The organism is Blastococcus atacamensis, from assembly GCF_002938425.1.
GTDB classification, from domain to species: domain Bacteria; phylum Actinomycetota; class Actinomycetes; order Mycobacteriales; family Geodermatophilaceae; genus Blastococcus; species Blastococcus atacamensis.
Window position 1 is genome coordinate 1 of record NZ_POQU01000110.1, and the last position, 10,251, is coordinate 10,251.

12 protein-coding genes are annotated in these 10,251 nt (G+C 71.6%); 3 read left to right on the top strand and 9 right to left on the bottom strand.

Annotation, left to right across the window (positions count from 1 at the left end; translation table 11 throughout):
• Positions 1-133 precede the first annotated feature (133 nt).
• The 5 genes from C5508_RS17840 to C5508_RS17860 form a co-directional block, all read right to left on the bottom strand.
• Positions 134-877 carry an MBL fold metallo-hydrolase gene (locus C5508_RS17840; RefSeq protein WP_104526272.1) on the bottom strand — a complete coding sequence of 248 codons (744 nt, stop codon included), beginning with the start codon at positions 875-877 and terminating at the stop codon, positions 134-136.
• Positions 874-1,698 carry a glutamate racemase gene (gene murI, locus C5508_RS17845; RefSeq protein WP_104526273.1) on the bottom strand — a complete coding sequence of 275 codons (825 nt, stop codon included), beginning with the start codon at positions 1,696-1,698 and terminating at the stop codon, positions 874-876. The genes C5508_RS17840 and murI overlap by 4 nt, the downstream gene beginning before the upstream one ends.
• 226 nt (positions 1,699-1,924) lie before the next feature.
• On the bottom strand, positions 1,925-2,875 hold the full coding sequence (locus C5508_RS17850) for a PLP-dependent cysteine synthase family protein (protein ID WP_104526274.1): 951 nt from the start codon (positions 2,873-2,875) through the stop codon (positions 1,925-1,927).
• A gap of 47 nt (positions 2,876-2,922) precedes the next feature.
• Positions 2,923-3,201 (bottom strand): MoaD/ThiS family protein, encoded by a 279-nt coding sequence (locus C5508_RS17855; RefSeq protein WP_104526275.1) that lies wholly within the window; start codon positions 3,199-3,201, stop codon positions 2,923-2,925.
• Between the two features lie 122 nt (positions 3,202-3,323).
• Entirely contained in the window at positions 3,324-3,809 is a 486-nt protein-coding gene (locus C5508_RS17860) for a Mov34/MPN/PAD-1 family protein (protein WP_104526276.1), read from the bottom strand.
• A gap of 101 nt (positions 3,810-3,910) precedes the next feature.
• On the opposite strand from C5508_RS17860, the gene C5508_RS17865 reads away from it, so the two are divergent.
• Positions 3,911-4,264, top strand: coding sequence for a hypothetical protein (locus C5508_RS17865; protein ID WP_104526277.1), 354 nt, complete (start codon positions 3,911-3,913; stop codon positions 4,262-4,264).
• On the opposite strand, the gene C5508_RS17870 is transcribed toward C5508_RS17865, so the two are convergent.
• Complete coding sequence (locus C5508_RS17870) at positions 4,203-4,700, bottom strand: DUF2017 family protein (protein WP_104526278.1); 498 nt, start codon at positions 4,698-4,700, stop codon at positions 4,203-4,205. The two genes, C5508_RS17865 and C5508_RS17870, sit on opposite strands and share 62 nt — an antisense overlap.
• Complete coding sequence (gene clpS, locus C5508_RS17875; protein WP_104526279.1) at positions 4,697-4,993, bottom strand: ATP-dependent Clp protease adapter ClpS; 297 nt, start codon at positions 4,991-4,993, stop codon at positions 4,697-4,699. Before clpS ends, C5508_RS17870 begins: the two co-directional genes overlap by 4 nt.
• Positions 4,994-5,052: 59 nt before the next feature.
• On the opposite strand from clpS, the gene C5508_RS17880 reads away from it, so the two are divergent.
• Positions 5,053-6,336, top strand: coding sequence for a nicotinate phosphoribosyltransferase (locus C5508_RS17880; protein ID WP_104526280.1), 1,284 nt, complete (start codon positions 5,053-5,055; stop codon positions 6,334-6,336).
• A 31-nt stretch (positions 6,337-6,367) separates the two neighbouring features.
• A complete protein-coding gene (locus C5508_RS17885) occupies positions 6,368-6,940 on the top strand; it encodes an isochorismatase family protein (protein WP_104526281.1) in 573 nt (190 codons plus the stop codon).
• A 91-nt stretch (positions 6,941-7,031) separates the two neighbouring features.
• Here C5508_RS17885 and serB read toward each other — a convergent pair whose 3' ends face one another.
• Both serB and ctaD read right to left on the bottom strand, forming a co-directional pair.
• Complete coding sequence (gene serB, locus C5508_RS17890) at positions 7,032-8,288, bottom strand: phosphoserine phosphatase SerB (protein WP_104526283.1); 1,257 nt, start codon at positions 8,286-8,288, stop codon at positions 7,032-7,034.
• Between the two features lie 161 nt (positions 8,289-8,449).
• Positions 8,450-10,207: an aa3-type cytochrome oxidase subunit I gene (gene ctaD, locus C5508_RS17895; protein ID WP_104526282.1), complete on the bottom strand. Its 1,758-nt coding sequence runs from the start codon at positions 10,205-10,207 to the stop codon at positions 8,450-8,452.
• Positions 10,208-10,251: the final 44 nt, after the last annotated feature.

Consider the following 10,251-nt stretch of genomic DNA (forward strand, 5'->3'; position numbering starts at 1 on the left):
TATTTTTATTATGTCTTTTTTGTTTTCTTTTTTCTTTTTTGTGTCGTTTTTTTTTTGTTTGAGTTATCTGTGTACTCCTTAATCTTCACTATACTCTTCGTCGGCAGCGTAAGATCTGTATAAGATACAGCTTCTAGATCTCGTAGGACGCCTTCGCGCGCACCAGCTCGGTCTCGGGGAACACGGAACTGGCCGCGAAGAGCTGCCCGATGTGGTCCACCCACGGCGGGATGTGGGTGAGCAGCAACCGCTGCACACCCGCCGCCGCCGCGTGCTCGGCCGCCTGCCGCCCGGTGAGGTGCAGCCCCGGCGGCTGGTCGCGGGCGTTGTCGGGGTGCGCGGCCTCGGCGAGCAGCACGTCGGCACCTCGCGCCAGCTCCACCACCTGGTCGCTGGGCCCCGTGTCACCGGTGTAGACCAGCGACCGGCCGCCGGCGGTCAGCCGGATGGCGTAGCACTCGACGGGGTGCGCGGTGCGCGCCAGCTGGACCTCGAACGGCCCGAGCCGGAAGGCCCCCGGCCCCACCGGGATGAAGTCGAAGACGTCGGTGAGCGCCTCGCCGTCCATGTCGTAGGCCAGGGCCAGGCGCCGCTCGGCGCCGACCGGCGCGTACAGCGGCACGAGCGAACCCGAGGACCGCCCCGAGTAGCGGCCCCAGACCACGAACGGCGCGACGTCCAGGCAGTGGTCGGCGTGCAGGTGGGAGAGGAAGACGGCGTCGACCGTGCCCGGGTCGACGATGCCCTGCAGGGCGCCGAACGCTCCGCTGCCCAGGTCCAGCACCAGCCGGAAGCCGTCGTGCTCGACCAGGTAGCTCGACGCCGGCGAGTCCGGCCCGGGCCCGCTGCCGCAGCAGCCGATGACGGTCAGCTTCATGCGGCACCCACCGTTCCTGCGCGCAGCACCGCGCCCACCTCGGGCCCCAGGAACCGGCGACCCAGCCGGGCGAACGGCTCGGGGTCGCCGGTGGCGAGGAAGGCGTGCCGTGGCGGTGCGGCGTCCTCGGCACGGAGCAGGTCGGTCCGGGTGAGCACCCGGTACACGTCCTTGGCCGTCTCCTCGGCGCTGGAGACGAGCGTGACGTCCTCGCCCATGACCAGGGAGATGACGCCGGTGAGCAGCGGGTAGTGCGTGCACCCCAGGACGACGGTGTCGACCCCGGCCGCCAGCAGCGGGTCCAGGTAGGACTGCGCCAGCCCGACGAGCTGGCGGCCGCTGGTCACCCCGCGCTCGACGAAGTCGACGAAGCTCGGGCAGGCCGCAGAGGTGACCGTGACGTCGGGAGCCGCGGCGAACGCGTCGTCGTAGGCGCCGCTGGTGACTGTGGCCTGGGTGCCGATCACGCCGATCCGGCCGTTGCGGGTGGCCGAGATGGCCCGGCGGGCGGCGGGCAGCACGACCTCCACCACGGGGACGTCGTAGCGCTCCCGGGCGTCGCGCAGCGAGGCGGCGCTGGCGGAGTTGCAGGCCACCACGAGCATCTTCACGCCGTCGGACACGAGGTCGTCCATGACGGCGAGGGAGTGCCGGCGCACCTCGGCGATGGGCAGCGGCCCGTACGGGCCGTTCGCGGTGTCGCCGATGTAGCGCACCGACTCGTTGGGCAGCTGGTCGAGCACCGCCCGGGCGACGGTCAGCCCACCGACGCCCGAGTCGAAGATGCCGATCGGTGCGTCGGCTCCTGGCTGCGTCCCCATGTCGCCGGTCAGGCTAGCCCGCGCCCCCGACGGTTGCGCGGCGCCGCCCCCGCCGTCACCCGCGCGCGACGCCCGGGCCGCTCCACGTCCGGCGCGGGGTCTCGAGCAGCCACGAGCGGTCGGTGCGGATGCCCGTCAGCCGTCCAGCAGCTCGAGGGCCTCTTCCTGGGTCCCGGTCCGGCGTGCCGGGGACCGACCGGCGTGCTCCGGCAGCGGGAGCGGGGCATCAGGCCCAGAGCTGACCCTCCAGCGCGGAGGTCGCCTCCTCGAGAGTCCCGGCGTAGGCACCGGTCGACAGGTACTTCCAGCCGCCGTCGCAGACGACGAAGACGATGTCGGCCGAGCGTCCGGCCGCCACCTCCTTGTCCGCGATGCCCAGGGCCGCGTGCAGGATCGCGCCGGTCGAGATGCCCGCGAAGATGCCCTCGCGCTCGACGAGCTGGCGGGTGCGGTGGATGGCGTCGTCCGGGCCCACCGAGAAACGGGAGTCCAGCAGCGAGGCGTCGTAGAGCTCCGGGATGAAACCCTCGTCGATGTTGCGCAGGCCGTACACCAGCTCGCCGTAGCGCGGCTCGGCGGCGATCACCTGCACGCCCGGCTTGTGCTCGCGAAAGTAGCGCGAGCAGCCCATGAGCGTGCCCGTCGTCCCGAGGCCGGCCACGAAGTGGGTGATCGACGGCAGGTCGGCCAGGATCTCCGGCGCCGTCCCCTCGTAGTGCGCGAGCGCGTTACCGGGGTTGCCGTACTGGTAGAGCATCACCCAGTCGTCGTGCTCCGCAGCCAGCTCCTTGGCCATCGCCACGGCCTGGTTGGAGCCACCGGCGGCCGGCGAGGGGATGATTTGCGCGCCGTACATCTCCAGCAGCTGGCGCCGCTCGACCGAGGTGTTCTCCGGCATGACGCAGATCAGCTTGTACCCACGCTGCCGGGCCACCATCGCCAGCGAGATGCCGGTGTTTCCGCTGGTCGGCTCGAGGATGGTCGAGCCCGGCTGCAGCAGCCCCTCCTTCTCGGCGGCCTCGATCATCCTGATCGCGGCACGGTCCTTGATGGAGCCCGTGGGGTTGTGGTCCTCGAGCTTGGCCCACAGACGCACGTCCGGCGTCGGCGAGAGGTTCGGCAGCCCCACCAGCGGGGTGCCGCCGAGGGAGTCGACGAGAGAGGCGAAGCGGGCCATGTGAACTCTTCCAGGAACGGGGGCGAGGGGCGGGAGCGCGGAGCCGCTCAGCAGCCGCCCGCGACCGCCGGGAGGATCGTCACCGAGTCGCCGTCCTTGACCTGGGTGTCCAGGGCGCCGGTGAAGCGCACGTCCTCGTCGTTGACGTAGACGTTGACGAATCGGTGCAGCTTGCCCTCCTCGGTGACCAGGCGGTTCTTCAGGCCCGAGTGCTTGCTGTCGAGGTCGTCGATCAGCGCGGCCAGGGTGTCCCCGCTGCCGTCGACGGTCTTGTTGCCGCCGGTGTGGGTACGCAGGATGGTCGGGATCCGGACCTCGATGGCCATGGCGTGGTTCTCCTCGGGAGATGGATGTCAGGGGATCGCTGCGAGGCAGCGGTGGTGCGTCTGGTTGCCCGAACGCGCGCCCGGCGCGCGGCATTCCGGACGGGGCCCGGAGGGTGAGGCGTTCAGTCGTAGACGACGGTCGTCGGCGTGTGCCCGAACAGGTGGGTCTCGACGATCTCGACCTCCTCCTCCGACACCTCCCCGTCGACGATGCGGTAGCTGCGGAACTCGACCTCGTCGTCGGCCAGCCCGGTCTGCGGACCGTGGTGCCGGGTGGAGACGAGGACGTAGTGGGTCCGCGGGTCCGCGGCGGGGCCCGAGGCGTAGCCGATGTCGGTGCGCGACGGGTAGGCCTCGGTGGCGGTGTGCGAGTGGTAGACGACGACGGCCCACTCGTCCCGGTCGTCGAGGTCGCGGTACAGCTTCAGCAGGTCCGCGGTGTCGAACTCGTAGAACGTCGGCGACCGCGCCGCGTTCAGCATCGGGATCACGCGCTCGGGGCGATCGGTCCCCTCGGGACCGGCGACGACACCGCACGCCTCGTCCGGATGATCCGTCCGGGCGTGGGCCACGATGGCGTCGTAGGTCGCGCGGTCGATGCGCAGCACGGCGCCAGTCTATGCGCGCGCCTCCGGCACCCTGCAGGGTCCCGCCCCGAGCCCGCGAGGGGCGGGGAGCAGGAGGTCCTTCATCCGATACGGTCGCCGTCGTGTTGGTCCCCTCGCTGCTGATCGCCGGTGTCGTGCTGCTGGCGCTACCAGCCCTCGCCCTGGGGGCCCGGGGACTCTTCCGGCACCGCGGCTACAGCGCGGCCGAGCCCGGCGATCGCGCCTCGGTGATCGTGATCGTGGTGCTGCGGGTCCTGCTCCTGCTGCTGCTGTTCGTCATCTCGGCCGTGGTGCTCGTGTCGACGGTCGGCGTCCTGGTGGTCGACGTCGAGATGCACGGCATGGTCTACGTGCTCTTCGCCCTCGACCTGCTGGTGGCGGCGCTGGTGCTGCTCACCTTCGGCCGGCACGACCGGCGACCAGCGCGTCGACGAGCGAGCCCTGCACGGCGGTGAGCCAGTAGTAGACCGCCAACTGGTGGTCGGTCTCGTCGGCGATCTCCTCCGGTGGCTCGGAGTCCTCGGTGATGTCCAGCCGGGTCCCGAGCGCCAGCCGCAGGTCGTTGCTGGTGCGCAGCCAGGCGCCGGCCTGGTCGAGGTCCAGCCGGACCTCTCCGCCGTCGGCCGGCAGGGTGGCGCGGACCGTGGCCAGGTCGTCGGCCTTGCCCCCGCGCAGCGACTCCTCGGTCAGCTCCCGGTAGTCCTCGGCCATCTCCCGGTCCGAGCGGTGCCCCGGCGGGAACAGCCGATCGAGCACCGGGTCGCCCGCGACGTCGTCGGCGTCGGCGGCCAGCAGCTGCTCGAGCTGGTCGAGCAGCAGCCCGACGATGCCGGCCTCGGCCCGGTCCAGCCGCGCGACGATCGCTCCCTGCCGTGCCCGGAACGGCTTCATGAGTCCTTCTGGTAACTGGCCCACAGGCCGTAGGCGTGCAGCCGGCTGGTGTCGTGCTCCATCCGCTCCCGCGGGCCGGAGCTGACGATCGCCCGGCCCTCGTGGTGCACCTGGAGCATGAGCTCGGTCGCCTTCGCCTCGTCGTAGCCGAAAAGCTCCTGCAGCACGAAGGTCACGTAGTTCATGAGGTTGACCGGGTCGTTCCACACGATCGTCACCCACGGACGGTCGAGGTCACCGTGCTCCTCGACGGAGGTGTCGGGCGTCCATGTCGGCGCGAGGGGTCCGGCCACGGGTCCACCTTAGAACGCGGCTCGGCCCGCGCACCCCGCGCCGCCTAGGCTCCGGTGCCATGCCGACGGCTACCGCGCTGTTCACCGATCGCTACGAGCTGACGATGCTGGCCGCCGCCCTCGCCGACGGCACGGCGACCCGGAACTGCGTCTTCGAGGTCTTCGCCCGCCGCCTTCCGCACGGCCGCCGCTACGGCGTGCTCGCCGGCACCGGCCGGCTGCTGGAGGCGCTGCCCGGCTTCCGCTTCGGCGACGACGAGCTGGCCACCCTGCGCGCGCAGGGCCTGACCGACCAGCGGCTGCTGGACTGGCTGGCCGGCTTCCGCTTCACCGGGGACATCGACGGCTACGCCGAGGGCGACCTGTACTTCCCCGGATCCCCCGTCCTGACCGTGCGGGCGTCCTTCGCCGAGGGCGTGCTCCTGGAGACGCTCGCGCTGTCGATCCTCAACCACGACTCGGCGATCGCCTCCGCGGCGGCGCGCATGGTCGCCGCCGCCTGCGAGCGGCCCTGCATCGAGATGGGCTCCCGGCGCACGCACGAGGAGGCTGCGGTCGCCGCCGCCCGTGCCGCGCACCTGGTGGGCTTCGACGCCAGCTCCAACCTGGAGGCCGGCCGCCGCTACGGCGTCCCGACGACCGGGACCAGCGCGCACGCCTTCACCCTGTTGCACGACGACGAGCGCTCGGCGTTCCGGGCCCAGGTCGACGCCCTGGGGGTCGGGACGACGCTGCTCGTGGACACCTACGACGTCGAGCAGGGCATCCGCACCGCCGTCGAAGTGGCCGGCCCGGAGCTGGGCGGCATCCGGCTGGACTCCGGCGACCTGCCCACCCTGGCCACCCGCGCCCGCCAGCTGCTCGACGAGCTCGGGGCGACGTCCACCCGGGTGATCGTCACCAGCGACCTCGACGAGTACGCGATCGCCGGTCTCATGGCGGCCCCCGTCGACGGCTACGGCGTCGGCACCTCGCTGGTCACCGGGTCGGGCGCGCCCACGGCCGGCATGGTCTACAAGCTGGTCGAGCGCGACGGCGTCCCGGTGGCCAAGCGGTCGGAGGGGAAGAACTCGGTGGGCGGCCGCAAGCGCGCCGTCCGCCGCCACGGCCCCGACGGCACCGCGACCGCCGAGGTGGTCAGCGACGCACCGGTCGAGCCCCGCGCCGGCGACCGGGAGCTGCTGCTCCCGCTCGTGCGGAACGGCCGGGCCTGCGCCGACGTCTCCCCCGCCGAGGCACTCCGCCACGCCCGTGCGCACCACGAGCGGGTCAAGGAGGCGCTGCCGGCCGAGGGCTGGGCGCTCTCCCGCGGCGAGCCCGCCCTGGAGACCGTGACCTCGTGACACCGACCGGCGCTCGACGGAGGAACCCACCATGACCCGCGCACTGATCGTCGTGGACGTGCAGAACGACTTCTGCGAGGGCGGCAGCCTGGCCGTCGCCGGCGGGGCCGCCGTCGCGGCCGCGGTGACCGAGCACGTGCGCGCCTCGGCGGGCGAGTACGCCCATGTCGTCGCCACCCGGGACCACCACATCGACCCCGGGGACCACTTCGCCGCCGCTCCGGACTTCGCGGAGACCTGGCCGGAACACTGCGTCGTGGGCACCGGCGGCGTCGAGCTGCACCCGGCGCTGGACCGCGGTCCGATCGAGGCGGTGTTCGACAAGGGCGAGTACGCCGCGGCCTACTCCGGCTTCGAGGGCGCGGCGGAGGGCACCGGCCTCGCCGACTGGCTGCGCGCCCGGGGCGTGGACGCCGTGGACGTGGTCGGGATCGCCACCGACCACTGCGTGCGGGCCACGGCCCTGGACGCCGTCGGCGCGGGCTTCGCCACCCGCGTGCTGCTGCCGCTCACCGCCGGCGTCGCCGAGGGGACGGTCGAGGCGGCGCTGGACCAGCTGCGCACCGCCGGGATCGTCCTGGTGGGCTCGGTTCCGCAGCCCTGAGGGGGATGCCGGACGTCCTGGCTCACCTGGTGGGGTCCTGGCTCACCACCCCCGCTGATCCAGGACCCTTGACGATCAGGTCACCTGATCATCAGGGTGCCGCGTCGAGGACCTCGTCGCGGGTGAAGCCGAGCACCTGCAGGACGGCGTCCAGGTAGGGCTGGTTGAGCGCCGTGTGCGCCTGCTCCCGCACGAACGGCTTGGCGTTGAAGGCGATGCCCAGACCGGCGGTGTTCAGCATGTCGAGGTCGTTGGCGCCGTCGCCCACCGCGACCGTCTGGTCCAGCGGGATGCCGTACTGGTCGGCGAACCGGATGAGGGCCCGCGCTTTCCCCGGCCGGTCGACGATTTCGCCCACCAGCCCGCCGGTGAGCCGCCCGTCGACGACCTCCAGCGTGTTGGCCGCCGCGAAGTCCAGGCCCAGGCTCTCGGCCAACGGGTCGGTGATCTGGGTGAAGCCGCCGCTGACGATGCCACAGCGGAAGCCGAGCCGCTGCAACGTGCGGATGAGGGTGCGCGCCCCCGGCGTCAGGACGAGGTGCTCCCGGACCTCGTCGAGCACCTCTTCCGGCAGGCCGGCCAGGACCGCCACCCGCGCACGCAGCGACTCCGAAAAGTCCAGCTCGCCGTTCATGGCCGCCGCGGTGATCCGCGCGACCTCCGCCGCCCGCCCCGCCCGCGCGGCGAGCTCGTCGATGACCTCACCGCGGACCAGCGTGGAGTCGACGTCCAGCACGATCAGCCGCTTGCTGCGCCGGGCCAGGCCGACCTGCTCGACGGCGATGTCGGCGCCGGTCTCGCTGGCCACGGAGGCCAGCGCCGTGCGCAGTGCGGTGGCCTCCGCGCCGGAGACGGTCAGCTCGAAGCTGGTGACCGGGAAGTCCGACAGCCGACGGATCGCGTCGATGTTGCCGCCGATCCCGGCCACGGCCCGGGCCGCTCCGGCCACCGCCTCGGGGGGCACCGGCCGGCCCAGCACGATCACGTGGTGCGGCCGGCCGGGAGCGGTCGGCGCGGTCGGGCCGCCGGCCGACTCCACCTCGACGCGGAGTCCGACGGCGGCCGCGACGTCGCTGGCCACCGCCTGCAGGTGGTCGAGCAGCTCGGCGTCCTCGACCGCTGACCCGCCGTTCCCGAGCGCACCGACGACGACGCCGAGCACCAGGTGGCCGTGCACGACGACCTGCTCGACGTCGAGGATCTCGACCGCCGGTCCCCCGCTGTCCGCGAGCCCGGCGAACAGGCGCGCGGTGACACCCGGGCGGTCGGCGCCGGTGATGGTGAGCACCGCCTGCGCCGTGGTCGGCCGGGGAGTCGAGAGCTCGCGGTGCGGAGGATCGGGCGACACGGCGTCATCGTGCCGCACGGGCTCCCGTCTCCGGTCCGGCCCCCCGGAGCGCGGGCAGACGCGGACCGCCGCACCCCCTCACGAACGGCGGACGCCCCGCCGGCCGGGTGGCCGACGGGGCGTCCGTCATCGGTCTCGGCCGGCTCGCGGGCCGGCGGCGATCACGTGGGGTCGGGGTCGTTCGGGCCCTGGCGGGGGCCGCCGGTCGCGCCGATCTCGCTGACACCGGCGTACGGCTTGTGCCGCTTGCCGGCGTGCGCCTCGTCCTGCAGGCGCTCGAGCAGGTGGGGGTAGTGCGCCTCGAAGGCGGGCCGCTCCGAGCGGATCTTCGGGATCTCGACGAAGTTGTGCCGCGGGGGCGGGGAGGACGTGGCCCACTCCAGCGAGTTGCCGTGGCCCCACGGGTCGTCGCGCACGGCGAGCTTGCCGTACTTCCACGACTTCACGACGTTGTAGACGAACGGGATCGTGGCCGCACCCAGCACGAACGAGAAGATCGTCGAGATGGTGTGCATGGTCGTGAAGCCGTCGGTGGCCACGTAGTCGACGTACCGGCGGGGCATGCCCTCGGCGCCCAGCCAGTGCTGGATGAGGAACGTGCCGTGGAAGCCGATGAACGTCAGCCAGAACTGGAGCTTGCCCAGCCGCTCGTCCATCATCCGGCCGCACATCTTCGGGAACCAGAAGTAGACGCCGGCGTAGGCGGCGAAGACGACGGTGCCGAACACCACGTAGTGGAAGTGCGCTACGACGAAGTAGCTGTCGTTGACGTGGAAGTCCAGCGGCGGGCTGGCCAGCAGCACACCGGTGAGGCCACCCAGCAGGAAGGTCACCATGAAGCCGACCGAGAAGAGCATGGGCGTCTCGAAGGTCATCTGACCCCGCCACATGGTGCCCAGCCAGTTGAAGAACTTGATGCCGGTCGGCACCGCGATCAGGTAGGTCATGAACGCGAAGAACGGCAGCAGGACCGCGCCGGTCGCGAACATGTGGTGGGCCCACACGGCGACCGAGAGGGCCGCGATCGACAGCGTCGCGAAGACCATGCCCTTGTAGCCGAACAACGGCTTGCGGGAGAAGACCGGGATCACCTCGGTGACGATGCCGAAGAACGGCAGCGCGATGATGTAGACCTCGGGGTGACCGAAGAACCAGAACAGGTGCTGCCACAGCATGGGCCCGCCGTTCTCGTCCGAGTAGACGAGCGCCCCGAGGTTGCGGTCGGCCAGCATGGCCATGATCGCCGCGGTCAGGATCGGGAAGGCGAACAGCACGAGCACGCTGGTGACCAGCGTGTTCCAGGTGAAGATCGGCATCCGGAACAGGGTCATCCCCGGCGCGCGCAGGCAGACGATCGTGGCGATGAAGTTGACCGCGCCCAGGATCGTGCCCAGACCGCTGACGGCCAGGCCGGCGAACCACATGTTCGCGCCGGCACCCGGGCTGTGCACGGCGTCGGACAGCGGCGCGTAGGCGTACCAGCCGAAGTCGGCGGCTCCACCGGGGGTCAGGAAGCCCGAGACCGCGATGAGGCTGCCGAAGAAGAACAGCCAGAACGAGAACGCGTTCAGCCGCGGGAAGGCGACGTCGGGCGACCCGATCTGCAGCGGCATGATCAGGTTGGCGAACGCGAAGAACAGTGGCGTCGCGAACATCAGCAGCATGACCGTGCCGTGCATGGTCACGAGCTGGTTGTACTGCTCGGGCGAGAGCAGCTGCAGGCCCGGGCGGCCCAGCTCACCACGGATGAGCATGGCCATCAGCCCGCCCAGGATGAAGTAGGCGAACGAGACGGTCAGGTACATCAGACCGATGGTCTTGTGGTCGGTGGTCCGCAGCAGGTTCGACAGCCGCGAGCCCTTCTCGACCACGTGAGCCGGGCTGGGCCGACTCACGATGGGCGCCGGTGCAATCGTCACGGATCGCAGCTTAGACCGTGCCGGGCGAGCGCTCAGGGCGGGCG

Coding starts and splice junctions, on each gene's coding strand:
- C5508_RS17840 (WP_104526272.1), bottom strand. CDS start 877: ATGAAGCTGACCGTCATCGGCTGCTGCGGCAGCGGGCCCGGGCCGGAC.
- murI (WP_104526273.1), bottom strand. CDS start 1,698: ATGGGGACGCAGCCAGGAGCCGACGCACCGATCGGCATCTTCGACTCG.
- C5508_RS17850 (WP_104526274.1), bottom strand. CDS start 2,875: ATGGCCCGCTTCGCCTCTCTCGTCGACTCCCTCGGCGGCACCCCGCTG.
- C5508_RS17855 (WP_104526275.1), bottom strand. CDS start 3,201: ATGGCCATCGAGGTCCGGATCCCGACCATCCTGCGTACCCACACCGGC.
- C5508_RS17870 (WP_104526278.1), bottom strand. CDS start 4,700: ATGAAGCCGTTCCGGGCACGGCAGGGAGCGATCGTCGCGCGGCTGGAC.
- C5508_RS17880 (WP_104526280.1), top strand. CDS start 5,053: ATGCCGACGGCTACCGCGCTGTTCACCGATCGCTACGAGCTGACGATG.
- C5508_RS17885 (WP_104526281.1), top strand. CDS start 6,368: ATGACCCGCGCACTGATCGTCGTGGACGTGCAGAACGACTTCTGCGAG.